We start from the raw sequence: 23,200 nt of genomic DNA, 5'->3' as shown, positions 1-23,200 counted from the left end.
CGGTCTACTTCTCGAGCGGGTCCGCTTCCAGTTCGGCTTCCGCGTCGACGGATTCGCCTTCGGCCGGCTTCGCGGCAGCGTCCTTCTTGGGAGGCAGTCCCCGGCGACGGCGCGTTGGCCACGTGAAGATCAGCGTCAGAAAGGACGCGAGGAAGACCAGGACGCCGATCGCGAGGCCTGCGTCCATCCAGAACTGTCCGGGGAACAAGCGGATCAAGGTGTCGTCCAAGGCAAAGGTCCACGTGCCGTTGGCGAAGAAAATCTCGTGGAAGTCGGTGAAGAACTGCTGCCAGCCGAGCATGGCGAGCGTGCCCAGTCCCAGGATCAGCACCAGCGTAATGATCGATCCCGCAAACAAGCCTCGGCGGATTCCACCCTTGCTCCGCTTGCGCAGGTACAGCATCGCGATGATTCCGATGATCGCCAGGAGGGTACCCGCACCAAACGCGGACAACATGACGGTCTTGACGTCGGCCATGTGGGCAACTTCGCCGTCCTTGAACAGCTTCTCGCCGTTCTGGTTGACGAGGCCGCCGAGGTAGCGCGGTCCTGCCCAGTTGCTGAGGTAGTCCACGGCGTAGGAACCGTAGGTCATCCGGTCGTCGGCGTTGAAGCCATAACCGTCGCCCGGGAATCCAGGACGGTAGTACTCCACCCACAGGAAGAGCGGGCTGGTGACGGCGCGGATGGCGAGCACCAGGAGGACTACCGGATAGAAGATGGCAAGGATGACCTGGAAAACACGCGGGGCCACCGGCTTGGCGTTGGCTGCCTGTTCGCGCTCGTGGTTCCGCCGTTCAACTTCCGATTCCGGCGGGCGGACCTGGAGGGCCGACGTCGGCAAGGGCTCCGCGAAGAGGGCAGGCTCGGCCCCGGCTTCGGCTGCTTCCGCGGCCTTGCGGTCGGCACGGGTCTCCGGCTGCCCGGGCCCCGTGGCGCTGGAAACCGGACGGGAGCCGGTGGGCCCGCCGTCCGTCCGGGCGGCCGGGCCTGAAACTACCGGTACGGCCGGTTCTCCCGCGGACTTGGGGGAAGGTTTCATCCATTCGAAGGCGGGCTCATCGCCGTCGTCATTGAAATCCGCGTCCGGCTCTTTGGGAATCGGGCTCTTCTCGGTCACTTCAGCTTCACTTCCGTAGGATTCACATGCCAGGCAGGAACGGTATGCCGGCAATCTTCTCTGTCTTCGAGCCTACAGTCAGCCCTTCCGCGGAACGAGCATCCAGCCCGGTGAAAGCCGGATTGCAACCAGACCGTGCCCTTAGGCCGCGATCTCACCGTATCCGGCGTCGTTGCTGTCCAGGTCTCCCGTGGCTCCGGCACGGTACGCCCGCCCGCCCAATATCAGGGCGTAGGCCCAATATGCCGCCAGGATGATCGAACCGATAAGGATCTTGGCCCACACGGGAAGGGGGCTCGGCGTAATAAAGGCCTCGACCAGGCCCGAGACGAACAGGACAAGCACCAGGCCCAGCGCCACCGTGATCAACGAGCGTCCCTCGTCCGCCAAGGCCTGGGCCCGGCGGCGGGGTCCCGGCGAAACCCACGCCCAAAAAATCCGCAGGCCTGCGGCCGAAGCAATGAACACAGCCGTCAATTCCATGAGGCCATGCGGGAGGATGTAGCTGAAAAACGCGTCCGCCTTGCCGGAGGCGGCAAACACGCCGGCCGCGATTCCTACGCCCTGTGCATTCGAGAACAGCATGTATGGCACCCAAAAACCAGTGATGCCCAACGCCACGGACTGCGCACCGATCCACGCATTGTTCGTCCAGACGGCACCGGCGAAGGACGCCGCGGGGTTCTCCGAGTAGTAGTCAACGAACTCGCTGTCCACGTACCGTTTCACGGCGCTGCTGCTTCCGAGGGCACGCAGCGCATCCGGCGACGTTCCGATCCAGAATGCATAGGCCGTGGCTACCAGCAGGAAGAAAACGCCGCAGCAGACGGTCAGCCAACGCAATCTGTAGAAAGCCGCCGGGAGGGACACCACGAAGAACCGGGCGAGGTCTTCCATGAAATTCGAGCGCGCTCCCGTGAACCGGGTGCGCGCCTGGGCGAGCGCCGCGGACAACGATGAGGACAAGGCACTCTCCGGATCCACCGATCGGATCAGCGACAAGTGGGACGACGCCGTCTGGTAAAGGCGCAACAGCTCATCCGCTTCGCCGCCGTCGAGGCGTCGCTTGTGCGCGAGATCGTGCAAACGTGCCCACTTGGGGCTGTTCACGACCGTGAAGGCATCTATGTCCACGGCACTACCCTAGCCCCGCTACACTCGATCCAGCGGGATCCGTCCGGGCCCGCTCACGTCGAAGGTGTTCGTGGGGGCGGCTTGAGTTCGATTATTACCGGTGAAGCCGTGGTCCTTGAGCTGCGGCCCGCCTCGTTCGGGGCGCGGGCCCTGGGGCTCATGCTCGATGTCCTGGTGCATGTTGTGCTGTTGTTCGGCTTGTTGTTGCTCCTCAGCGCGGTGGCGCCCGACCTCGACGACGCCGCTGTCCAGGCCTGGAGCTTGTTCCTTGTGGTGCTGTGCCTGGTACTGGTTCCGGTGGCCGTAGAGACGCTTAGCCGGGGACGTTCGCTCGGCAAGCTGGCTGCGGGGCTCAGGATCGTGCGCGACGACGGCGGAGCCATCCGTTTCCGCCACGCCCTGATCCGCGGCCTCATCGGATTCGTGGAGATTTACGCGACGTTCGGTGGACTCGCCATCGCCGTGGCTTTGTTCAACGGCAAGTCGAAGCGGCTCGGAGATGTTGTGGCGGGCTGCTATTCGCTCAGGCAGCGCGTTCCCACCGAACGCAAGGTCCTTCCATACACGCCGCCGCATCTTCAAGGCTGGGTCGCCCTTGCGGACATCGGCCGGGTTCCGGACGGCACCGCACGGCGGGCGTCCCAATTCACCCAGCAGGCGTACCGGATGGCACCGGAATCACGTATCCGCATGGCCGCTTCGCTCGCGGGCGAATTGGCGTCCTACGTCGCCCCGCCACCGCCGCCCGGAACAACGGCGGAAGACTATTTGCAGGCAGTCCTGTGCGAAAGGCGCAACCGCGACCTGGAAAGGCTGCGACGCGCTGAACAGCGGAGCGCCGCCGTCGGAGAACGGCTCAACAAGCTTCCGTTCACCGGCTAGGCGTGTATCAGCGCGCTCCCAAGGCTCACCGGGACAGTTCGCGTACTGGGTTTATTGGCGTACTGGGTTTAGTTCGCGTACTGGGTTTATTCGCGTACTGGGTTTAGTTGGCGTATTGGGCCCAGGGAATGTTCCAGTCGCCAAAGCCGTCATCGAAGTTGGCGTAGTCGCCTTGGGTATTGACCACTTGGACGACGTCTCCCGCGCCCATGTTGTCGTAGACCCATTTCGCCCCGTCCGGTCCCAGGCCGATACACCCGTGGGACAGGTTGGTGACCCCGATGAACGGCAAGGCGGAGTCGGTCGCCTGGTGGATGAACTCACCGCTCGGAGTCAACCGCGTGGCGTAGTTGACGTCGAGCTGTCCGTAGTAGGCGGGGTCGCCCGGCTTGAGGCCGATGGTGGACGCATCCATGTGTTCCACCCGGTACTTTTCCATCAGTACGAGGTACCCGCGGGCCGAGGGGAAGCGGGTGTCCCCCATCGTGTCCGGCCACGTCCCCACCTGCTGGTCATTGATGCTGACGGTGAAGGTGTGCGCCACGGCGTCGGCCACGGCCACTTTCTTGTCGCCGATCTTGAACGAGTTCGTCTTGTTGAAGTTTCCGATCTGGCCATGGCCGAAGTCCACGCCGAACAGGTTGAGTTGCACGGTGACTGTGCTGTTGGCTGCCCAGAAGTTCTCGGGCCGGTACCGCACCATGGTGTCGCTGAACCAGTGGAACGCTCCGACCTGCCCGGAAGTGGAGGACACCTTGATGGCTGCCTCGACGGCGGCCTTGTTGACCACGGGTTCGCTGAAGGTGATCTGCAGCGGCTGGGCGACGCCCACCTTGGTACCGTCCAAGGGGTACATCGCGGCATCTGCCTCGTTCTGGGTGGATACCGTACTGAAGGACTGGGTCTTCGATGTCGCCCGGCCCGCACCGTCCTGGGACGTGTAGCTGAACGTGTACGACGTGTTGAACTCAAGCGGTGTGGATGCGGTCCACGTAAGCCCGTCCGGACTCAATGCACCGTCAACGGCCTTCCCGTTCGTGCTCGTCAGGGAAACCCTCTCCAGCGAGCCGTCCGTGACCGTGATCGTCGCCGGGGCTGCGGGGTTTACCTGCTTTGCCCCGCTCGCGGGCGACGTCACCACCGAGACCGGCTTCACGACGGGCATGACAGCACCCGCTGCGCTGCGTTCCCCGGAGGAACCTTCGGATTCGATCGCAGCGCTGGCCGCATGCGGAGCCATCGCCGCGAAGGTGCCGCTCAACGCGGCAATGACGCAGACCACCACAATCCAGGCTGCCGTCCGGAACTTGTTCCGCTTCGGCGCCGGAGCGGACGTTTCGCTGCCGTCGACGGATTCGAAGCCGCCGTCCGGCTGACCGCTGCCGTCCAGATTTTCCCCGCCGTCCAGCGGCTCAACGCCACGATGTTGACCCATTTTTGCTTTCTCCAGAAACTCGCGCCCCACAGCCGCATCCTAAGGGGCGTGGCTTGGCATTGGCTGGGAGCACGCCGGCGCGCTCCCAGCCGGGATTCTAGTACCGGTAGTGTTCCGGCTTGTAGGGACCCGCTACGTCAAGGTCCAGGTACTCGGCCTGCTCCTTGCTGAGCTCGGTCAGTTCCACGCCCAAGGCGTCAAGGTGCAGGCGAGCAACCTTTTCGTCGAGGATCTTCGGCAGCACGTACACCTGGTTCGAGTATTCGCGCTGGCCCTCAGGCTGGTCCTTCTTCGTCCACAGCTCGATCTGGGCGATCGTCTGGTTCGCGAAGGAGTTGCTCATGACGAACGACGGGTGCCCGGTCGCGTTGCCCAGGTTCAGCAGCCGGCCTTCGGACAGCACGATGATCGAGTGTTCGCCCCGGCCGTCCGCCGCGGAGAATACCCATTCGTGGACCTGCGGCTTGATCTCGACCTTCCGGGTGCCCGGCACCTTTGCGAGCCCTGCCATGTCGATTTCGTTGTCGAAGTGGCCAATGTTGCCGACGATTGCCTTGTCCTTCATGCGGACCATGTCGGAGGCCATGATGACGTCCTTGTTGCCCGTGGTCGTGATGAAGATGTCACCCTGTTCCAGGACGGATTCGAGCTTGGCCACCTGGTAGCCGTCCATTGCCGCCTGGAGCGCGCAAATGGGGTCGATCTCGGTCACGATCACGCGGGATCCCTGGCCGCGCAGCGCTTCCGCGGCACCCTTGCCGACGTCGCCATAACCGCACACGACGGCGACCTTGCCGCCCATGAGGACGTCGGTGGCACGGTTGATGCCGTCCGGCAGGGAGTGGCGGATGCCGTACTTGTTGTCGAACTTGCTCTTGGTCACGGAGTCGTTGACGTTGATCGCCGGGAACAAGAGCGTGCCCTGTTCCGCGAGCTGGTAGAGCCGGTGGACGCCCGTGGTGGTTTCCTCGCTCACACCGCGTATCCCGGCCGCGATGCGGGTCCACTTCTTCGGATCGGCCGCAAGGCTCTGGCGAAGGACGTCGAGGATGAGGGCGTATTCCTCGGGGTCCTCGTCCGTGGCGTGCGGCACCGCGCCCGCGGCTTCGAATTCGACGCCCTTGTGGACCAGCAACGTGGCGTCGCCGCCGTCGTCGAGGATCATGTTCGGGCCCAGTTCGGGGTCGGCGTCAGCGCCGGGCCACGTCAGGATCTGCTCGGCCGTCCACCAGTATTCCTCGAGGGTCTCACCCTTCCACGCAAACACCGGGACGCCCTGGGGGTCCTCGACGGTTCCCTTGCCCACGACGACGGCCGCCGCGGCTTCGTCCTGCGTGGAGAAAATGTTGCACGAAGCCCAGCGGACCTCGGCTCCAAGGGCGGTCAGCGTTTCGATGAGTACGGCCGTCTGCACGGTCATGTGGAGGGAACCGGCGATGCGTGCACCCTTGAGCGGCTGGCTCGGTCCGAACTCGGCACGCAGGGACATGAGGCCCGGCATTTCGTGCTCGGCCAGGCGGATCTGGTGGCGCCCGGCTTCGGCCAGGGAGATGTCGGCAACCTTGTAGTCGAAAGTCATGGAAGTCCTTAGAAGTACCGGTAAAAAATCGTCAGGTGGACTCAGTCGGGCTGCGCGGCGGACTGAGCGGCCGCTAGCAATTCCGGAGGAAGAAGCAAAGGAATGCCGTCCTGGATCGCATAGCGGACCTTCTCGCCCGAGGCGGCTGCCGCCGTCGAAACAAGTTCCTCGCCGTCCTGCTCCAGCGCGGAACCCGTGACCGGGCAACGAAGGATGGACAACAATTCAGGACTGACCTTGGGCATGGTTGAAGCTCCCTGGATGGCGCCACCCGGGGCGCCGCTTGGACTGATTTGCAGCTTCCAGCGTACAGCCCGCGAGGATAACGGACGTTGTCACGAAGGCAGTATTGCGCCAGGCCTCAGGAAGGGTCCCGCAGGATCCGCAAGTGCCGCCTGCCGCCCTCGACGACGGCGGGCCCGTCGAAGGGGGTGCGCACCGTCCGCTGCTGCGGCTCCGGAGCGGCCTGGGCGGAAGCAGCCTCCCGCACGGCGTTCGCCAAGGCGAGGAGGTCGTCCGGGCCAGGCTCAGGGCGGGTGGACGGCATGGCGAGCCGCATGACCTCCCAGCCGCGCGGAACAGTAAGAGACTCTGCGTGCTGCGCGCACAGGTCGTAGGAATGCGGCTCGGCGTACGTGGCCAGCGGGCCGAGCACGGCGGTCGATTCGGCGTAGACGTACGTCAAAGTAGCTACCGCGGACTGGCGGCAGGCTGATCTGGAACACTGACGAATGGCACCCACAACATCCCAGATTAGCGGCACTTTGCCGTGTCGCCGTGTATTGCCTCCCGATGCGCATTATGTCGCGTTGCTCGAAACACGGGTCTAGAGTCGATATATGCAGTCACAGCACGACGTTCCGGGCTTCACAGTCCATCTGTCCGAACCCGCGGGCAGCGAGGAGACCACCACGGCGGGCCCTTCCGAGCGCGGCTTCAGGCAACGCCGGAGGAACCGCCACGGGCGCGGGCTGCGCGGCGAAATCCTGCTTCCGAACCTGCCCGGTTACCGGACGCGCTCGGAGCGTTTTGACGACCTCGTCCTGGATTCGGCGGAACGCCTGCAGGATATGTGGGGCAAGCGGCTCGACGGCGTCTCCTTCGCCGTCGACGAAATCCCGCCAAATCTCGAACAGTTGGTCGCCCAAGGTGCCCCTGCTCCGCTTGGCGCCTATACGCCGGCCGCCCACGGCGCGGGACCCGTCATCACCGTCTATCGGCGCGTCGTCGAGCACACCACCGTCGGGCGCGAAGAACTCCAGGAACTGGTCCACGACGTCGTGGTCGAATACACGGCCGAAATGCTCGGCGTGCCGCCGGAGACCCTCGATCCCGTCTACCGCCGTCGTTACCAGTAGGTCCGCCGGTCAGTAATCCAGGGTGACCTGGACCTTTTCCTGCCCTGCGGCGCCGTCCTGGATGGCAAGTACGGAAACCCCCGGCTGGTCGCTTTGGCCCAGCACGAGCGCGCCGTAGGCCGCATCGCCCGAGGCCGAGACGATGAATCCCGAGACCACCGCGCCGTCGGACTTGTCCGGGACCTCGATCACCGATGTGGTTCCCCCGGCAATGTCCACTGTTTCGGTCTTGTGGACTTTGCCGTCGGACGTAACCGGCGTGTAGCTGACGGTCGCCCGCCCCTCCGGCACGCCGAAACTCAAGAACCGGGTGCCGCCCTGCGGAACCGCCATGACGTGCTGGCTGCCCAAGCGGACCGCAGCGGGAGACGAGGCGAAGTCCACCGGCGAGTCCGATTTGAGCCCGCGCGTGACCCGGCTCGACGCAGCGAAGGGGGCATCCGACGTCGCGCTCACTGTGTACATGCCGGCCGGGACCCCGGTGAGCGGCACCTGGGTAACGGATCCTGCCTTGGCGGTCACAGCTCCCCCGCCCGGCAGGGCACGCTGGCCGTTCGGCCCGAACAAGCGCACGTCAACTACCGCGTCGACGGAGCCAGGAACGGCTATCTGCAAGGTTGGAACGACGTCGGCGAAGCCCGGCTTGTCCGCGAGGGACTTCACGGCACCCGGGTCCTGGATGTCGACGCCGGTCATGACTTGTGAATCCGCGGCGGTAGCGCCGGGCGTAATGATGTCGACGCCGCCGGCAGTCAAACCGCGAAGGATGCTCTGCTGGATGCTCGCGGCAACCGGGCCGCCGCTGCTGCGCAAATGCACCGCGAGCTGGCCTTCGTTGGGGGCCAGACCGGCCAGGTTGATGGAGCGGGTGCTCCCGGGCGAGACCAACAAGCCGCGGCTGTCGGACGCCTGGACCTGGCCGCGGGCACCGTAGAGGTCGAGGTTGACCGTGGCGGGCGTTCCCGAAGGATTGCTGATGTTCAATACCGCCGTACGTCCAAGGGCCGTGCTCGCGCCGACAAGCCACGCGTCATTGCCGGGCTGCTGGCAAGGGGCCGCCGCGAGGCCGCGGAGATCGCCGTCGTTCGCCGAGTAGCTCATCAAGCCGGCCACTGCGGCTTTTTGGCCGCCGACCGGATCGGCATCGACCACAGTGACGTCCCCCATCGGCCGTTGGGCAACAACTCCGGCCTTGAGGACGGGCGGTCCGGGGGCGGGAGCCGGCGCAGACACCGGAGCCTTGGCGATCTCGGCCAATGGCGAACCGTTCAGGGCCGCGAGCCCGCTCCGGGGAACAGAACCGGAGGCATCGCTCACGACCAGGGCATCGAGGAAGGTCTTGGCCGAACGCGAAACAGGACTGAACTGGCTGTCCGTGCCCTCCGCGCTACCCTCGGCGAGGCGGGGCGCCCCGGGGCACACGGCGGTCGCCTGGCCGGCCGGAACGTCGGCGAAAGAGGGGTCGACCGACTTGCTGCCCGCGGGTCCCGGAACGATGGACGCAGCCGAGACCATGCCCGCACCGGCCGCGAGAAGAACCGCGGCGGACAGCACGCCGACCACCAAGGCATTCTTTTTGGAGCGGTTCTTCTTAGACACTGCTGTATTCCTTACGGAGGGAGTTTTGTTCCTTCAGGACGCCCGTTTTCGGCCTCCGTGCGGGCATCGGGATGGCCAGCAACACAGTCAGTCCAATGACCACCACCTGCAGGACGCCGAGCCACGGCTCCCACGGGGTGCTGTAGCGGACTTCGACCTTGCCGCCGGCGGTCGGCAGGGTGAACGCTTGGGCCCATCCCGACGTCGTCGGGGTTAGCTGGCGGCCATCCAGCCAGGCACTCCAGCCGGCGTCTGCCCGCTCAGCGAGCACAAGCTGCCGGCCGTCGTCGCCCGCGGGAATTCTGGCTTCAACCGAGGTTCCGTCCGACGGCAGGAGCGCAACCACCGAGCCCTTGGCGTCCACCACGCTCGCCCGGTGCGCTGTTTCCGCGTCGGCATTGGCTGCCGGGTTGAGCGGTGTGACGCGCCACAACCATCCGGAGTCGGTCTTTCCGACGGCCACCAGGCCGGGAACCGAGTCGATCCTGCTTGCGGTCAGCGGAGCAGTGGTGTCGTCAGCCTTGAGGACCACGAATCCGGCACCGAGCTTTTCGAGGCCCGGACGCGGGTCCACGCCGATTCCCGCGACGATCGTGGCCACGGCCTTCCTGATCGACGCCGTCGCGTCGTCGTCGGCAACGAGTTTTTCCTGTCCCGGCGCACCGACGATGGAGTTGGCGGAGGCGATGGTGGAAAGCGAGTCCAAGGTGGTGCCGGAGCCCCGCATGAGCGAGGAGGCATAGCCGCCGTCGTCATCTTCCGTGATGACCAGCGTGCGGGTCTGTTCCGGTCCGAGGCCGTGGTCGACGGCGGTGGCGGGAAGCGTGTTCTGGGCCGCCGGCTGGACCAGGCGTGCAGAGCCGAGGGCTCCCGCGGAGGACGCTCCGCTATTTCCGACCACGTTCTGGGTTGCCCACACGCCCATGCTCGCCAACGGACCGGCGACCAGAAGGAGTGTAGCCACGGCTGAGATAGTCCGCTGCGCGGCATGGCCGGCCAAGCGGCCGTTCCCGGGCTTGGCACCCACCTGGAAAAGGTTGTCTGCGCCGATCAGGGCGGCTCCGAGGATCGCGAAGCCCGCGGCCGAGACCGCCGGACCGGTGAACGTCGAAATAAGCTGGTTGCCATTGGCGCTGCTTGCCACATGCCCGGCGAGCCACGCCCAGGCGAGGAAAACGAGGGCGGCCGCCCAGAGGAGCCGCGCGATGTTCGAGCGGCGCCCCGGAATGAACAGGCCGGCCACCGCGAGCAGGAGCACGGGCCCGCCGACCAGTACTGCGAGCAGCAGCGCCCACGGCACGCCCGAAGGACCGAACATCGACAACCCGGCCAGGCCGCCGTTGATATCGAACTTCAACGGCTGGCCGAGGAACTGCTGCCACAGCGGAGCGGCATCGAACGGCAACGGCAACCCCGGATCGGCCAGCAGCGCGCGTGGCCGCTCGAGGACGGACAACACATACGGCGCGAACAGGGCGGCGCTCGGAAGCAGGGCCCACCACATGGTCCGCCCGCGCCGTCCGAGGAAAACACCGCACAGGACAATGAGGACAGCCGAGGGAAGCAGCAAGGATGGCGCTGAAGCGGTTACTACGGCCAGCGCGAGCCCGGCCGCTGCCGCGGCCGTCCAGGACGGCGTGCCGTTGGTCCCCGGTTTGCCGGGAGCCTTCCGGACCTCCACCGGGGCAATCGCCTTCGACGAGGCCGACGACGTGTCCCGGCCGGGTGCCGACCCCGTGGCCCGCATGAGCGCCAGGAAAAGCAAGGGCATGGCGACGTGGGCAACAAGCGCTCCTGCCCTCCCCTGGTTGACGGCAAGCTGCAGGGCGGGGGCGGCGGCCCACACCAGTGCGGCTATGAAGCGGTACCGGCGCAGCGTTGTCATGGAGCCCGCCGCAAACCAGGCGCCCAGGCCGGCCAAGGGCATGGCGAGCAACAGCAGCCACACAACGGACGTGTTGGAGTCGCCCCCGCCCAGGATCGCCACGAGCCACAGCACGTAGCCGAAGGGGTCGCCATGGCCGGGCAGGCCGGCGCCCAGGCCAATCCACCAACCCGACGCCGAACGCCAGATGTCGCTGGCAGCGTCCAACGGCAAGAGGCCGCCACCTACGACGCCGCTCGCACCCCAGAGGCCAAGCAATCCGAAGGCGGATGCAATGAAGGCGATTATTCCGGCAGCCACCGCGCCGGCGCCGATCCATCCGCGCTCATTGGTGGCGAGGTCGGCGAAATCGTCGGCGGAATCGCCGCTCGGCTCCAACGACTGCGAGTCGGGGGCCTCGGGAAAATCGTCTGCGCCAATCGCCTCGACGAGCGAGCGGCGGTGGGCCCACACCTCGCGGCGTGACGTCTGCAGGCCCCTGATGACGGAACGGCGAACGCGGCGGGTCCGGCGGGCGTTCCGCCTCGAGCGCCACAGCGCGCGGGGCCGGAACAAAGCGGCCAGCGTTGCGCCGAGTTGGGAGAACCCGTAGCCCGGTTCCTTGACCAGGATGCTCGCCACGAACTTCAGCAAGCTGCCGAGGAGCGCGCCGATCCAGTGGATGGGCACCTTCCACGGCGCAGTGTGGGTGAGCCGCAAATGGACTTGGCTCTTGCGGGCCGCGGAGGGGGTCGCAATCCCGTTCGGACGGTTCTCCACATGGAACATCCGTGCGGCTGGAACCAGCACCACCCTGTTGCCTGCGAGCCAGTTTCGCCAGCAGAAGTCGACGTCGTCGCCCACGCCGGGGAACGCCGGGTCAAAGCCCCGCAGTTCCTCCCAGGCGTCCAGGCGGATCAACATGCCCGCCGAATTCACGGCGAAAGTATCGGTTCGTCCGTCGTACTGGCCTTGGTCGAGTTCGTCTGCCTCGATGAGCGTCAAGCGCTCGGCCCAACGGCTCGTGGACAGACCGGCGTCGATGAGCCGGCGCTCGGCATCCCATGCCAGCTGCTTGCAACCGGCCACGGTGACCGACGGGGCGCGTTCGACGGCTTGGAGGAGTTCGGCCAGCGCGTCGGGTGCCGGGGCGGCGTCGTCGTGAAGGAGCCAGACCCATTCGACGGGGCTGGATTCACCAGCGGCGCCGGCAGCGGGCAACCCGGCCATGACGGCCGCGCCGAACCCGCCCTTCGCCTCGCCGATGTTGGCGGCATTGGCTTCGCCGAAGGCCCGTTGCAACAGTGCCAGGGACCTATCCCGGGAGCCCGTATCGATGCCAATGGCGGCATCTACCGGACGCGTCTGGCCCAGAAGAGCCGCCAGTGTTCTGGGGAGGTAGTTACCGCCGTCGTGGGAGACGACGACGGCGGTAACGTGTACTGCTTTGAGAATCAGACTGCTCGCTTCCTCAACCTACGGCGCTCACGCTCGGAGAGCCCGCCCCAGATACCAAAACGTTCGTCGTTGGCGAGTGCGTATTCGAGGCACTGCGAACGGACGTTGCAGGCCCCGCACACTTTCTTGGCATCCCGCGTCGAGCCTCCCTTTTCAGGGAAGAAGGCCTCGGGATCCGTCTGGGCGCACAAAGCGTCCGTCTGCCAGCCAAGTTCACCCTCGTCGGCGAACCCTCCCTGGCCGGGAAGTCCGATCCACACCGGCTGCGCCGGGTTGTCGAGCGGACTGAGCAGTTCCATGGGCGGATCGTCGAGATCGTCCTCCGGATCTGCCGCGGCCTCGCCTACAAGCACCTCATGGGCGGCGAGGAAAGCTGTTGCCTGGTCTTCGAGTGCTTCGCGGGTTGTCTCGATGTAGCGGTCCGCCGCTTCCGGATCTGCCGGATCGACGTACCAGTCCCCCGGAACTTCCCGCGAACGGTATTTAACCGCCGCGTAGTCTGCGACGACTGCATCTTCCTGGATACGCAACGCATGCCCCATGGCGCCCCTCCTGATGTTGCAGCTGCTGCCGTGCTCATTCGGTACTCGGTGGTGTATCCGATCTAACCGCAACGGCTTTCGATACCTAATTACACGCGTGTAACTACCGGGCCGTCAAGCCGCGCCGGGATAATAATCAACATTCCGGAGGAATTCCGGCCGCGCCACGCCCGGGATTTTTTCCGCGCGTTCCGCGTGTCACCGCGGGAAACGGTAGCCGCGCATCAATTGAGATGAATTTCTCTTGAATTTCCGCGAAATCAACCATCAAGGACCGGGCAAAGCCATCATTGCAGCCGCAGGCCATGTGGCGCAATTCACTTTCTCCGGCGTCTGCCGGCGGACCGCGTGGCAAGATGTAGCCATGAGCACCCCCGCGACAAACCTGATGGCATCCCTGCGCTCCGGAAACGCCACGTCACCCCGGCTCACCTGGTACGGGCCGGACGCCGAACGGGTGGAGCTTTCAGGCCGCGTGCTTGATAACTGGGTGGCCAAGACCAGCAACCTGCTCCAGGACGAACTCGACGCCGAACCGGGCATGAGCCTGCGCCTCGACCTGCCGGCCCACTGGAAGTCCCTCGTGTGGGCGCTGGCCGGCTGGCAAGTGGGAATGGAACTCGTGCTCGACGGCGGCGGCGCGGACCTCCTGGTCACGGACACGCCCGACGCCGGCGCTGGCGCGGACTTCGACGCCGTCGTCGCCGTTCCGCTCGCGGCACTCGCGATGCGCTGGCCCGGAGAGCTGCCGGTTGGCGTCGTCGACTATGCGGCCGAAGTCCGTTCGCACGGCGACGTGTTCATGGCCCACGCCGAACCGGATGCCGCGCTGCCTGCGCTGCGTCGGGCGGACGCCGCGCACGCGCACAGTGAATTGCTTGACGGTTTCGCCGCCGACCATGAACCGGGGGTCCGCTTGTTGGTCCGCGCAGGGGACGGACTGGAAGCCGCCCTTGCCCACGCCCTGGGCGCGTGGACGAAGGACGGCTCCGTCGTCTTGGTGCATCCGGACGTCGAGGTCACCCAGCACCTGCTGGACAACGAACGCGTCAGCGGCGCCTAAGCGATTCTTCGCCTTCTTCGGAACCGGACTCCTCGAGGTTGCCTGCCCTCCGGCGGGCTTCAATAAGCTCGTGGTCGTGCGAGAAGGCCGGCTCTTCGTCCAGCTCCTTGTTGAACACGAGGAACCGGTAGGCGAAGAAGCGCACCACCGTCGCAACCAAAATGCCCACGACGCCGGCGCCGAACAGGATGTTCTTGTCCTCGATGTTCATGCCGTACTTGGCGATCGCGGTGAAGCCCGTGGAGATGCCGATGCCGATGCCGTTGATCACGATGAACATGACAAATTCGCGGACCACGTTTGCCTGGCGGCGGTGGCGGAACGTCCAGAACCGGTTGGCAACCCACGAGAAGATCGTGGCTGCGGTAGCGCCGACAAAACGGGCCTTCGCTTCACTGTCCGACATCGGACCGTGCATGAGATAGTAGGTGAGGCCGTTGTCTATGACGAACCCAACACCGCCCACAGCGCCGAACTTGGCTACTTCGCGCCAAAAGAGCGAGGCAAGCCCGCGCATGCGATCTGCAAGTGAATTGATCATGACCCTCCATGGCCGTGGTTATTTGGGGGCCGATGGGCCGAAATCACTATTTTAGCGCCGTTTCCTTGGAGCCCGCCGAATGGATCCCGGCTCCGGGGCCGCCAAAGCGCCCCTGATTAGTCTCAAAACCGATGCGGAATCAAGGATCCGGCCGCCGGTTCGGTAGGCTGAACCTTGTGACTTTTCCAGTAATTGGTGTGGTGGGGGGCGGCCAGCTCGCCCGAATGATGGCTCCGGCAGCTACAGCCCTCGGCTTTGAACTCCGGGTCCTGGCCGAAGGCGAGGACGTTTCGGCGGTCCAGGCAGTGGCAACGGCTCCCGTTGGAGACTACAAGGATTTGGCGGCGCTGCTCGAATTCTCCAAAGGCCTGGACGTCATGACGTTCGACCACGAGCACGTCCCCAACGAACACCTGCGTGCCCTCATCGAGGCCGGCGTCAACGTGCAGCCAGGACCTGACGCCCTCGTCAACGCCCAGGACAAGCTCGTGATGCGCGCGGCGATAGACAGGCTCGGCCTCCCCAACCCGGCGTGGGCAGCCGTCCACGGCGTGGAAGACCTCGTAGCTTTCGGCGACGAAACCGGGTGGCCGATCGTCTTGAAGACCCCGCGCGGCGGGTACGACGGCAAAGGTGTCCGTATCCTGCACTCCGCCGAGGACGCCCGGTCCTCCAGCGACTGGTTCGAATCCATGAGCCCGCTTCTCGCAGAAGCGAAGGTCGATTTCAGCCGCGAGCTTTCGGCGCTCGTGGCGAGGACTCCCGACGGCGAATCCCGCGCCTGGCCGGTGGTCCACACTATCCAGGTGGACGGTGTGTGCGACGAAGTCATCGCCCCGGCCCAGGACATTCCCGTGGAGGTTGCCGCAGCCGCCGAGGAAGCCGCCCTGCGCATCGCCAATGAACTCGGCGTTACCGGCGTCATGGCCGCTGAGCTTTTTGAAACTCCTGGCGTCGGCGTCGGCTTCTTGATCAACGAGCTCGCGATGCGCCCCCACAACACGGGCCACTGGACGCAGGATGGTTCGGTCACGAGCCAGTTCGAACAGCACCTGCGCGCTGTCCTCAACCTCCCGCTGGGTGCCACGGACGCCTTGGGCGCGGTAGTGGTCATGAAGAACTTCCTCGGAGGCAGCAACGAGGACCTCTTCAGTGCCTATCCGAAGGCCCTCGCCTACGAGCCGGCCGCGAAGGTCCACTGCTACGGCAAGTCCGTGCGCGCGGGCCGCAAGATCGGCCACGTCAACTTGGTCGGCACGTCGGCCGCGGACGTCGATTCCATCCGCAAGCGCGCCACGGTAGTGGCCGACACCATCCGTGATGGCCGCCTGCCGGCAGTGACAACCACCGAGGAGACCGCATGAGCGCAGAGACCAGCGCCAACCAAACCGCAGCCCCGATCGTAGGCCTCGTCATGGGCTCGGATTCCGACTGGCCCGTCATGGAGGCCGCGGCGGACGCCCTGGCCGAGTTCGGCATTCCTTTCGAAGCCGACGTCGTCTCCGCACACCGCATGCCCACCGAGATGATCCGCTACGGCCAAACCGCGCATGAACGCGGCATCCGCGTCATCATCGCCGGCGCCGGCGGAGCGGCCCACTTGCCCGGCATGCTCGCGTCCGTCACTCCCCTGCCCGTCATCGGCGTCCCCGTGCCGCTGAAGACCCTTGACGGCATGGACTCCCTTCTGTCGATCGTGCAGATGCCCGCGGGTGTTCCCGTGGCCACAGTGTCGATCGGCGGGGCACGCAACGCGGGGCTGCTCGCCGTTCGCATGCTCGCGTCCGGAAGGGACGACCTCGCAGTGCGATTGCGCGGCGAGCTCCTCACGTTTGCCCAGGAACTCAACAACACGGCCAGCGAAAAGGGAGCCCGGCTGCGCGACAAAGTGGCCGAGGTCTTCTCGACTGCCAACGTCTCCGCGCGGAGCGGCCGCTAGGAGGGGCGGCTTTGTCCAGCAGCCAGGCCGGCCCCCACCACCCCGGGACCGGCCTGACCGGTCCCGTGCGCCTTCCGGAAGGCGCGAGTCCATTCCACCTATTTGCCAGTTCCGTGACGACAAGGATTCCCTGCCGTGTACCAGCTTGAGAACGTATTGCGCCCGTATGCGTGGGGATCGACGACGGCGATCTCCTCGTTGCTGGGAAGGCCCGCCTCGGGCGGCCCGGAAGCTGAGCTGTGGATCGGAGCGCACCCTGACTCGCCGTCGGTGGCCACCCGTCCCGACGGTTCCCTTGTTGGCCTGGACGAACTGATCAGCACGGACCCGGCACATTTCCTTGGCGAATCCAGCGTGGCCGAATTCGGCCCCCGCCTGCCCTTCCTCACCAAGCTCCTTGCCGCGGACAAGCCGCTGTCATTGCAAGTCCACCCGCGGCTGCAGCAGGCCAGGGAAGGCTACGCCCGGGAAAACGCGGCCGGCCTGGCCGCCGACTCGCCGGAACGCAATTACCGCGACGACAACCACAAGCCGGAAATGATCCTCGCCCTCACGCCGTTCCAGGCCCTGTGCGGATTCCGTCCCGCGGCACGCTCCCGCCGCGTTTTCGAGCACCTCGCAAAGCTCTTGGACCTGGCCGTCATCGAGGTTCCGGAAATCATCTCCGGGGTCATCGCCGACCTCTCGATGTCCGACGAATCCGCCGCCCTCCGGGCTGCCTTCACCCGGCTCATCGACGGCGGCGAGGCCGTCTCTGCCGCTACCGAGGAAGTGGTTTCGGTCCTGCGGTCCGGCGCGCCGATGGGCCAGCACACCGCGGAACTCACAGCGCTGCAAAGCATCAACAATGAGTTCCCCGGCGACCCCGGCGTCTTGATTTCCTTGCTTTTGAACCTCGTCTTCCTGGATCCTGGCGATGCCATCTATTTGCCGGGCGGAAACGTCCACGCCTACCTCAAGGGCTTTGGCGTGGAGGTCATGGCGGCTTCGGACAACGTGCTTCGCGGCGGCCTGACCCCCAAGCACGTCGATGTGCCGGAGCTCCTGAAGAACATCGAATTCGAGTCCCTCGGCGTCCCGCACATCTGGCCCAGCACTACCGGCCTTGGCCAGGACCTGTACGTGCCGCCGTTCCGTGAATTCCAGCTCCAGCGCATTGAACTGGCTCCCGGCGCGGAACCGGTGCCGCTCGCCCAGGCGGGTCCCGCCGTCGTCCTCGTCGTGTCCGGAGACGTCGTGCTCGACTCCCCCAAGAGCGAGCTCGGCCTCGCGCATGGCGGAAGCGCCTTCATCCCGGCCTCCGAGGAACCCGTCATGGTGCACCCGGCAATGGGCGGCACGGCACCGAGCATCGCCTTTGCCGTCACCACCGGTCTGGAGAACTAGCGGTGGAGTATTTCCTGCAAACGCCTGAGTGGGCTTCCTTCCAGCGGTCGCTCGGCCGCACCGTCCACGAGCAGTCGGGACCAGGCTGGCGATTCCTCGCCGTCGAAGAGAAGAACCCTGCCGGAAAGGTGCTCTACGCGCCTTACGGTCCGGTGGCGGAATCGCTTGAAGCGTTCGACGCCGCCCTTGCCGCCCTGGCGGCCATCGCGCGCCGTGCGGGGGCTGTATTCGTCCGGATCGAGCCCGTCACCGCCGGGTTCGGGGCGGACGACGGCGATGCCGTGCTTCGGGCGCGCGGCCTGCAGCCCGCGCCGTCCAACCAGCAGCCCGAATTGAGTTGGGTGGTGGACCTCGCCGGAGATTTCAAGGACGTCCTGGCGGCCATGAAACCCACCAACCGGAACCTCTACCGCAACATCCATAAAAAGGGCGTCACGTTCCGCTCGTCGCAGGATCCAGAGGATATTTCCATCCTGCTGAACTTCCTGCACATGACTGCGGCACGCAACGGCTTCAAACCCCAAAGCGATGAGTACTTGGCTTCGGTGGCCCGCTCACTCATGCCCGCCGGCGTCGGGACCCTCTTTGTTGCCGAACTCGAAGGCGAGGCAATCGCGGCGGCCCTGGCGTACGACTCCGCCGACACCCGGACCTATGCCCATGCGGCGCTCGATGACACGCACCGCAAGCTCAGTGCGGGCATCCCGTTGCTCGTCACCCTCATGGCCGACGCCAAGGAGAAAGGGCTCCAGCATGTGGACCTGTGGGGTGTCGCCCCGGAAGACGAACCCGACCACAAGTGGGCCGGCTTCACAGCCTTCAAGAAATCGTTCGGGGGCCGCGAGATTTCGTACCCCGGAACGTGGGACCTTCCGGTGAACAAGCTCCGGTACGGCGCTTACCAACTGGCGCGGAAGCTTCGGGACAAACTGCGTTAATCCCTTCTTCCAATTAGCCCGACGAAAGCCTTGGGACAGCAAAAAGCGCCCTGTTGCGGGAGCGGCATCAAATCGACGAGGAACGAGGAGATAGCCGCAGAGCAATGGGGCGCTTTTTGCACACGAAGCTTACTTGCGGGCGTAGGTTTCCCATTTGTTGGCGTGGTGCTCTGCATCGACGAAGCGGATGGTTCCGGACTTGGACCGCATCACGATGGACTGGGTAAGGACCTTGTCCTTGGAGTAGCGGACGCCCTTCAGGAGGTCGCCGTCGGTGATGCCGGTAGCTGCGAAGTAGCAGTTGTCGCTCGTGACGAGGTCGTTCGTGGACAGCACGCGGTCGAGGTCGTGGCCGGCGTCGATGGCCTTCTGCTTCTCGTCGTCGCTCGTGGGCCAGAGACGGCCCTGGATCACGCCGCCAAGGGACTTGATGGCACACGCAGCCACGATGCCTTCCGGCGTGCCGCCGATGCCCATCAGGGCGTCGACGCCGGTACCGGAGCGGGCCGCGGCGATGGCGCCTGCGACGTCGCCGTCCATGATGAACTTGGTGCGGGCACCGGCGTCGCGGATTTCCTGCACGAGGGGACGGTGGCGGTCACGGTCCAGGATCATGACGTTGAGCTGGTTGACCTTGACGCCCTTGGCCTTGGCGATCAGGTGCAGGTTCTGCTTCACCGGCAAACGCAAGTCCACCATGTCGGCAGCTTCCGGACCCGTGACGAGCTTCTCCATGTAGAACACGGCGGAGGGGTCGAACATGGCGCCGCGTTCAGCGACCGCAAGCACGGCGAGCGCGTTGTTGATGCCAAGCGCCGTCAGGCGGGTTCCGTCGATGGGGTCGACGGCGACGTCGCACTCCGGTCCGGTGCCGTCTCCAACCTGCTCACCGTTGAAGAGCATGGGAGCTTCGTCCTTCTCACCCTCACCGATGACAACGACGCCGTTGAAGTGGACGGTGTGGAGGAATGAACGCATCGCGTCGACGGCGGCGCCGTCCGCCTTGTTCTTGTCGCCGAAGCCAACCCAGTGACCACCGGCAATTGCCGCTGCCTCGGTAACGCGCACCAGTTCGAGGGCCAGGTTACGGTCGGGCTCGTCGGTCCCAACTGCGAGTGCGGGCGAGAGGGTGGAATAATTCGGGGAAATTGACGCTGGAGACACGTGAACCTCTTCTTCGATGCGATTCGTGGGACCAGGAATGGCCACGCCAAGCCTTTTTGAACCTGGCGTTTTTTGAAGCTGGCGGCCTGGATGATTCCTCGTTATAGGACGATCATAGTCGCGGAAGAGTGGCTCGGTCATGGGATGACCGTCCCTAAGAGTAGCCCTTGCGCACACCCTCCGATGTGTATTAGACGCGCGGATAGGGGACTATTGAATGGTGAGTGAAACGCAGGACAAAGCAATGGGCAGCTCTTCCCTGACTGAAGGCGCCGCCGCAGCAAGCCATCCGGCCCCGGCCGACCAACCCGTAGTTAAGCCCGTTATCGCGGCAAAAGCAGCCAAACGGGCCAATGCCTCCGTGATCGGCATGATCATTGCCCTGCTCCTCTGCGTCTTGGCGTTCCTGCCGATCGTGCTGATGAACCCGGCGCCGAAGAGCGCCAACTTCCGGCCGCTCGTGGATGTGGCAGCGACTTCGGCCAACGCCAAAGATGTGGCGGGATTCACACCTGTTGCACCCGATACCGGCGACACATTCAGTCCGAACTACGCGCGCTGGGAATCCGGGACCAACAACGGCGTCCCCACCTGGGAGGTCGGCTACCTCACTCCCAAGCAGGCATTCATCGGGATAATCCAGACCCGCAAGGGCAACCCGACGTGGGTCTACCAGGAAACCGGCAACGCTCCGGTCACCGGCACCCGTAGCGCCGGCGGGCATGACTGGGAACTCCATGACACAGGCAAGGGAAGCCGCAGCCTGGTCCTCAACTACCGCGGCACCACCGTCATCCTGAGCGGCACGGCCGGTTTCGATGAGTTCGACACGATGGCCACGGCCGTGGTGAAAGCGATGGACGCGGCGCCCGTCGCCTCCCCGGACGCGAGCTCGTCCGCCAGCGACACACGTTCGCAGCCTGCCACCACCAAGCCGTAAAGTAGCCGAGTGGCTACTTACCTGACTCCTGCCCTTGCTTGGCGCCGTTTGCGCGAAGGAAATGAACGCTTCGTTGCCGGGGAATCCCAGCACCCCAACCAGGATGCATCCCGGCGGAGTTCGCTCGTCAACGACCAGCACCCCTTCGCCGTAATCTTCGGCTGCTCGGATTCCCGGCTCGCCGCCGAGATCATCTTCGACCTCGGCCTCGGCGATGTCTTTGTCATCCGCACGGCCGGACAAGTGATCGACGACGCCGTCCTGGGTTCCCTCGAATACAGCATCAGCCAACTCCATGTTCCGCTCATCGTGATCCTCGGCCACGACAGCTGCGGCGCGGTGACCGCAACCAAGAGCGCGGTGGAAACCGGTGAGATGCCCACCGGCTTCATCCGGTCCCTCGTGGAGCGCATTACGCCGTCCGTCCTGACCGCGAAGCGCAATGACGAGACCGAAGTGAACGACATGGTGGTGGAACACGTCAGGCAGACCGCTCACCGGCTTGCTGACAGCTCCCGTGTGATTTCCGACGCCATCGACGACGGCCGGGTGGCCGTCGTCGGGCTCTCCTACAAACTCGACGAAGGCCGCGCGGCGCTGGTTTCGGGCATCGGCCAGCTTTAAAAGCCTGCTTCCGGGCCTCCCTGGAGGCCCGGAAGCAGGACCGTAGCGTTGGCGAGCGGGTTTTCGGTCAAGCGGCCGCTCGCCATAAGCTAGCCCCATGACTTCCACTCAAGAATCCAGCACGGCCGAGTTCCGTATTGAACATGACACGATGGGCGAAGTTCGCGTCCCCGTGAACGCCCTGTACCGCGCCCAGACGCAGCGCGCCGTGGAAAACTTCCCGATCTCAGGCAAGACGCTTGAGCGCGCACACATCGAGGCCCTGGCCCGCGTCAAGAAGGCTGCGGCCTTGGCAAACGCCGAACTGGGGGTGCTCGACGGCGAGCTCGCCGAGGCGATTGCGGACGCTGCCGATGAGGTCGCCGCCGGGAAGTACGACGGCGACTTCCCCATCGACGTCTTCCAGACCGGTTCCGGTACGTCCTCCAACATGAACACCAACGAGGTCATCGCAGAGCTCGCCTCCCGTGCACTGGCCGCCAAGGGTAGCGACAAAGTTGTCCACCCGAACGACCACGTCAACGCGTCGCAGTCCTCCAACGACGTCTTCCCGACGTCCGTCCACGTTGCCGCCACGTCGGCGCTGATCAACGACCTCATCCCGGCCCTGGAATACCTGGCTGCCTCGCTCGACCGCAAGGCTGCGGAATTCAAGGACGTCGTCAAGTCCGGCCGTACCCACCTCATGGATGCCACTCCCGTAACCTTGGGCCAGGAGTTCGGCGGCTATGCGGCACAGGTCCGCTACGGCATCGAGCGCATCAACGCCGCGCTCCCCCGCGTTGCCGAAGTTCCGCTCGGCGGCACTGCCGTCGGCACCGGCATCAATACCCCGGAAGGCTTCCCGGAGCGCGTCATCGAACTCCTTGCTGCCGACACGGGCCTGCCGCTCACCGAAGCACGTGACCACTTCGAGGCACAGGCAAACCGTGACGGCCTCATCGAAGGCTCCAGCCAGCTGCGCAACATCGCGATCTCCTTCATGAAGATCAACAACGACCTCCGTTGGATGGGTTCCGGCCCCAACACGGGCCTCGGCGAAATCGCCATCCCGGACCTGCAGCCGGGCTCGTCGATCATGCCCGGCAAGGTCAACCCGGTCATTTGCGAAGCCTCGATCATGGTCTGCGCCCAGGTCATCGGCAACGACACCGCGATTGCGTGGTCCGGCACCAACGGCGCCTTCGAGCTCAATGTCGGCATCCCCGTGATGGCAGCCAACCTGCTCGAATCCATCCGCCTGCTGGCCAACACGAGCCGCGTCATGGCCGACAAGATGATCGACGGCATCACCGCCAACGTGGAGCGCGCCCGCTTCCTGGCCGAGGCTTCCCCGTCCATCGTGACCCCGCTGAACAAGTTCATCGGTTACGAAGCCGCTGCGAAGATCGCCAAGAAGGCCGTCGCCGAAGGGTTGACCATCCGTGAAGCCGTGGTTTCCCTTGGTTACCTCGAGCGTGGCGAACTGACGGAAGAGCAGCTCGACAAGGCCCTCGACGTCACCACCATGACGCGCCCGGCCCACAAGGCCTAGCCTCCGGCCCGTTCACCCAGCCAGACCGACGGCGGCCGGCGCCTTCCCCACGGAGCGCGCCGGCCGCCGTCGTACTCTCCGAGTTTGTGTACAGGTCACA

21 protein-coding genes are annotated in these 23,200 nt (G+C 65.4%); 10 read left to right on the top strand and 11 right to left on the bottom strand.

The window, feature by feature from the left end:
• Positions 1–4: 4 nt before the first annotated feature.
• Both ABCW42_RS06225 and ABCW42_RS06220 read right to left on the bottom strand, forming a co-directional pair.
• Positions 5–1,120, bottom strand: coding sequence for a TIGR01906 family membrane protein (locus ABCW42_RS06225; RefSeq protein WP_423184029.1), 1,116 nt, complete (start codon positions 1,118–1,120; stop codon positions 5–7).
• A 141-nt stretch (positions 1,121–1,261) separates the two neighbouring features.
• Positions 1,262–2,254 carry a stage II sporulation protein M gene (locus ABCW42_RS06220; protein ID WP_423184028.1) on the bottom strand — a complete coding sequence of 331 codons (993 nt, stop codon included), beginning with the start codon at positions 2,252–2,254 and terminating at the stop codon, positions 1,262–1,264.
• A gap of 81 nt (positions 2,255–2,335) precedes the next feature.
• Between ABCW42_RS06220 and ABCW42_RS06215 the strand changes: the two genes are divergently transcribed.
• Positions 2,336–3,136: an RDD family protein gene (locus ABCW42_RS06215; protein ID WP_423184027.1), complete on the top strand. Its 801-nt coding sequence runs from the start codon at positions 2,336–2,338 to the stop codon at positions 3,134–3,136.
• A 103-nt stretch (positions 3,137–3,239) separates the two neighbouring features.
• On the opposite strand, the gene ABCW42_RS06210 is transcribed toward ABCW42_RS06215, so the two are convergent.
• The 4 genes from ABCW42_RS06210 to ABCW42_RS06195 form a co-directional block, all read right to left on the bottom strand.
• Positions 3,240–4,571: a L,D-transpeptidase gene (locus ABCW42_RS06210; RefSeq protein WP_423184026.1), complete on the bottom strand. Its 1,332-nt coding sequence runs from the start codon at positions 4,569–4,571 to the stop codon at positions 3,240–3,242.
• A 97-nt stretch (positions 4,572–4,668) separates the two neighbouring features.
• Entirely contained in the window at positions 4,669–6,150 is a 1,482-nt protein-coding gene (ahcY, locus tag ABCW42_RS06205; RefSeq protein WP_423184025.1) for an adenosylhomocysteinase, read from the bottom strand.
• Positions 6,151–6,191: 41 nt separating this feature from the next.
• Positions 6,192–6,395, bottom strand: coding sequence for a Trm112 family protein (locus ABCW42_RS06200; protein WP_423184024.1), 204 nt, complete (start codon positions 6,393–6,395; stop codon positions 6,192–6,194).
• A gap of 116 nt (positions 6,396–6,511) precedes the next feature.
• On the bottom strand, positions 6,512–6,892 hold the full coding sequence (locus ABCW42_RS06195) for a DUF3499 domain-containing protein (protein WP_205754154.1): 381 nt from the start codon (positions 6,890–6,892) through the stop codon (positions 6,512–6,514).
• A 97-nt stretch (positions 6,893–6,989) separates the two neighbouring features.
• On the opposite strand from ABCW42_RS06195, the gene ABCW42_RS06190 reads away from it, so the two are divergent.
• Positions 6,990–7,508, top strand: coding sequence for a metallopeptidase family protein (locus ABCW42_RS06190; protein WP_423184023.1), 519 nt, complete (start codon positions 6,990–6,992; stop codon positions 7,506–7,508).
• Positions 7,509–7,517: 9 nt separating this feature from the next.
• Here the strand turns inward: ABCW42_RS06190 and ABCW42_RS06185 are convergent, their stop codons facing one another.
• Genes ABCW42_RS06185 through ABCW42_RS06175 form a run of 3 tightly spaced genes read right to left on the bottom strand, consistent with a single transcriptional unit; the run spans position 7,518 to position 12,971 of the window.
• A complete protein-coding gene (locus ABCW42_RS06185; protein ID WP_423184022.1) occupies positions 7,518–9,107 on the bottom strand; it encodes a DUF5719 family protein in 1,590 nt (529 codons plus the stop codon).
• The gene (locus ABCW42_RS06180) at positions 9,100–12,426 is read right to left on the bottom strand and encodes a glycosyltransferase (protein ID WP_423184823.1); all 3,327 of its coding nucleotides are present in this window, start codon (positions 12,424–12,426) and stop codon (positions 9,100–9,102) included. The genes ABCW42_RS06185 and ABCW42_RS06180 overlap by 8 nt, the downstream gene beginning before the upstream one ends.
• The gene (locus ABCW42_RS06175) at positions 12,426–12,971 is read right to left on the bottom strand and encodes a WhiB family transcriptional regulator (protein WP_423184021.1); all 546 of its coding nucleotides are present in this window, start codon (positions 12,969–12,971) and stop codon (positions 12,426–12,428) included. The genes ABCW42_RS06180 and ABCW42_RS06175 overlap by 1 nt, the downstream gene beginning before the upstream one ends.
• A 364-nt stretch (positions 12,972–13,335) precedes the next feature.
• On the opposite strand from ABCW42_RS06175, the gene ABCW42_RS06170 reads away from it, so the two are divergent.
• Positions 13,336–14,034 (top strand): TIGR03089 family protein, encoded by a 699-nt coding sequence (locus ABCW42_RS06170; RefSeq protein WP_423184020.1) that lies wholly within the window; start codon positions 13,336–13,338, stop codon positions 14,032–14,034.
• On the opposite strand, the gene ABCW42_RS06165 is transcribed toward ABCW42_RS06170, so the two are convergent.
• Positions 14,021–14,575, bottom strand: coding sequence for a GtrA family protein (locus ABCW42_RS06165; RefSeq protein ID WP_423184019.1), 555 nt, complete (start codon positions 14,573–14,575; stop codon positions 14,021–14,023). The two genes, ABCW42_RS06170 and ABCW42_RS06165, sit on opposite strands and share 14 nt — an antisense overlap.
• A 224-nt stretch (positions 14,576–14,799) precedes the next feature.
• On the opposite strand from ABCW42_RS06165, the gene ABCW42_RS06160 reads away from it, so the two are divergent.
• The 4 genes from ABCW42_RS06160 to ABCW42_RS06145 all read left to right on the top strand — a co-directional run bounded on the left by ABCW42_RS06160 (position 14,800) and on the right by ABCW42_RS06145 (position 18,838).
• Entirely contained in the window at positions 14,800–15,939 is a 1,140-nt protein-coding gene (locus tag ABCW42_RS06160; RefSeq protein WP_423184822.1) for a 5-(carboxyamino)imidazole ribonucleotide synthase, read from the top strand.
• A complete protein-coding gene (gene purE, locus ABCW42_RS06155) occupies positions 15,936–16,514 on the top strand; it encodes a 5-(carboxyamino)imidazole ribonucleotide mutase (protein WP_423184018.1) in 579 nt (192 codons plus the stop codon). Before ABCW42_RS06160 ends, purE begins: the two co-directional genes overlap by 4 nt.
• Before the next feature lie 135 nt (positions 16,515–16,649).
• Positions 16,650–17,900, top strand: a complete 1,251-nt coding sequence (manA, locus tag ABCW42_RS06150; protein ID WP_423184017.1) for a mannose-6-phosphate isomerase, class I — start codon at positions 16,650–16,652, stop codon at positions 17,898–17,900.
• Between the two features lie 2 nt (positions 17,901–17,902).
• Positions 17,903–18,838, top strand: a complete 936-nt coding sequence (locus ABCW42_RS06145) for a lipid II:glycine glycyltransferase FemX (RefSeq protein WP_423184016.1) — start codon at positions 17,903–17,905, stop codon at positions 18,836–18,838.
• 129 nt (positions 18,839–18,967) lie between these two features.
• On the opposite strand, the gene glpX is transcribed toward ABCW42_RS06145, so the two are convergent.
• Positions 18,968–19,987 (bottom strand): class II fructose-bisphosphatase, encoded by a 1,020-nt coding sequence (gene glpX, locus ABCW42_RS06140; protein ID WP_423184821.1) that lies wholly within the window; start codon positions 19,985–19,987, stop codon positions 18,968–18,970.
• Between the two features lie 259 nt (positions 19,988–20,246).
• Here glpX and ABCW42_RS06135 point away from each other — a divergent pair, with 259 nt between their 5' ends.
• The 3 genes from ABCW42_RS06135 to ABCW42_RS06125 all read left to right on the top strand — a co-directional run bounded on the left by ABCW42_RS06135 (position 20,247) and on the right by ABCW42_RS06125 (position 23,100).
• Positions 20,247–20,942: a DUF4245 domain-containing protein gene (locus tag ABCW42_RS06135; protein WP_423184015.1), complete on the top strand. Its 696-nt coding sequence runs from the start codon at positions 20,247–20,249 to the stop codon at positions 20,940–20,942.
• Positions 20,943–20,951: 9 nt separating this feature from the next.
• Positions 20,952–21,566 carry a carbonic anhydrase gene (locus ABCW42_RS06130; RefSeq protein ID WP_423184014.1) on the top strand — a complete coding sequence of 205 codons (615 nt, stop codon included), beginning with the start codon at positions 20,952–20,954 and terminating at the stop codon, positions 21,564–21,566.
• A 97-nt stretch (positions 21,567–21,663) separates the two neighbouring features.
• Complete coding sequence (locus ABCW42_RS06125; protein WP_423184013.1) at positions 21,664–23,100, top strand: class II fumarate hydratase; 1,437 nt, start codon at positions 21,664–21,666, stop codon at positions 23,098–23,100.
• The last annotated feature ends 100 nt before the right edge of the window (positions 23,101–23,200 follow it).

Source organism: Arthrobacter sp. NyZ413 (assembly GCF_049390645.1).
Taxonomy (GTDB): domain Bacteria; phylum Actinomycetota; class Actinomycetes; order Actinomycetales; family Micrococcaceae; genus Arthrobacter.
This window is presented reverse-complemented; position numbering and strand designations above follow the sequence as displayed.

Excerpts from the sequence above, each read along its gene's own strand:
- ABCW42_RS06210 (WP_423184026.1), bottom strand. The coding sequence starts at position 4,571 with ATGGGTCAACATCGTGGCGTTGAGCCGCTGGACGGCGGGGAAAATCTG.
- ahcY (WP_423184025.1), bottom strand. The coding sequence starts at position 6,150 with ATGACTTTCGACTACAAGGTTGCCGACATCTCCCTGGCCGAAGCCGGG.
- ABCW42_RS06200 (WP_423184024.1), bottom strand. The coding sequence starts at position 6,395 with ATGCCCAAGGTCAGTCCTGAATTGTTGTCCATCCTTCGTTGCCCGGTC.
- ABCW42_RS06190 (WP_423184023.1), top strand. The coding sequence starts at position 6,990 with ATGCAGTCACAGCACGACGTTCCGGGCTTCACAGTCCATCTGTCCGAA.
- ABCW42_RS06175 (WP_423184021.1), bottom strand. The coding sequence starts at position 12,971 with ATGGGGCATGCGTTGCGTATCCAGGAAGATGCAGTCGTCGCAGACTAC.
- ABCW42_RS06170 (WP_423184020.1), top strand. The coding sequence starts at position 13,336 with ATGAGCACCCCCGCGACAAACCTGATGGCATCCCTGCGCTCCGGAAAC.
- ABCW42_RS06165 (WP_423184019.1), bottom strand. The coding sequence starts at position 14,575 with ATGATCAATTCACTTGCAGATCGCATGCGCGGGCTTGCCTCGCTCTTT.
- ABCW42_RS06160 (WP_423184822.1), top strand. The coding sequence starts at position 14,800 with ATGATGGCTCCGGCAGCTACAGCCCTCGGCTTTGAACTCCGGGTCCTG.
- purE (WP_423184018.1), top strand. The coding sequence starts at position 15,936 with ATGAGCGCAGAGACCAGCGCCAACCAAACCGCAGCCCCGATCGTAGGC.
- ABCW42_RS06135 (WP_423184015.1), top strand. The coding sequence starts at position 20,247 with ATGGGCAGCTCTTCCCTGACTGAAGGCGCCGCCGCAGCAAGCCATCCG.
- ABCW42_RS06125 (WP_423184013.1), top strand. The coding sequence starts at position 21,664 with ATGACTTCCACTCAAGAATCCAGCACGGCCGAGTTCCGTATTGAACAT.